Raw genomic sequence first — 1,234 nt, forward strand, 5'->3', positions numbered from 1 at the left:
ACACACCGTTATGGAAGACCTGTATACTGAAAATAAAAATGAGGTCGAGGTGTGGCATGGGAGAAACGAGAGAAAAACGCAAACATTACACGCAAGAGTTCCGTCGAAAAACAATCGAACATTTGGAACAAACGCACAAGTCGTTGACCCAGTTATCTAGGGAACTGGATATCGGGGTGACGACCCTGAGTAACTGGAAACAAACGTATGGTGCTAATAACAAGGACAAAAGCACTCAGCCCCTGGTGGATTACGAGCAGATGAAAAAGCTCGAACAACAAAACCGTGAACTGAAAGAGGAAAATGAAATTTTAAAAAAGGCGATGCACTTCTTCACCAAAGACCGGGACTAATTTATCCGTTTGTTTACAAACACCGCTCAAAGTACCGGATCGAGAAGTTGTGCAGCGTTATGGGTGTTTCACGAAGCGGTTATTACAAGTGGACTCACAAGAAACCAAGTAAAAGTGACAAGCGCATAATAAAACTTAAAGAACGGATTAGTCACCACTTCTACGGATACAAGCAGCGGTACGGCAGTCCCAAGGTCACAGCCAAGCTACGTGAAGAAGGTTGGAAAGTGGCTACCAAGACCGTAGCACAGCTTATGAAAGAGCTGGGCCTGGTTTCGTGTACCGTTAAGAAATATAAGGCCACGACTAACTCTAAGCATAGCCTGCCGGTCTACGACAATGTGTTAAACCGCGAGTTCAAGGTAGACAAACCACACAAAGCATGGGTGTCCGACATCACGTATGTAGCTACATCAGAAGGTTGGGTGTACCTTGCAACTCAAATGGATTTATTCTCCCGCAAGATCGTGGGTTGGGCCATGGGAGAGCGAATTACTAAGGAACTTGTGCTAGCTGCACTTGACGATGCTCACAAGCGTGAGCAACCCTGTGAGGGCGTCATTCACCACTCCGACCGCGGCTCCCAGTATGCCTCGAATGATTACAGAGCACAGATTGATCACTACAAGATGGTGGGAAGCATGAGTCGTAAAGGTAACTGTTACGACAATGCTTGCATTGAATCGTTTCACAGTATTCTAAAAAAAGAACTTGTATATCAAACGAAATTTCGTACCCGAAAACAGGCCTATGAAGCCATCCATGGATATATTGAGATCGACTATAACCGAATTCGTATCCATTCTACATTAGGCAATAAGTCCCCGTATTGGTTCGAAAAAAACTACTACGAGCAACTCCAGGCTTCATAAAGTTGTGTC

General features: G+C 44.8%; 1 pseudogene. It reads left to right on the top strand.

Annotated features, from left to right (window positions below):
* Nucleotides 1-56 precede the first annotated feature (56 nt).
* A pseudogene (locus GC102_RS05925) lies at nt 57-1,225 on the top strand (IS3 family transposase).
* Nucleotides 1,226-1,234: the final 9 nt, after the last annotated feature.

The organism is Paenibacillus germinis (assembly GCF_013141785.1).
Lineage (GTDB): Bacteria > Bacillota > Bacilli > Paenibacillales > NBRC-103111 > Paenibacillus_E > Paenibacillus_E phytorum.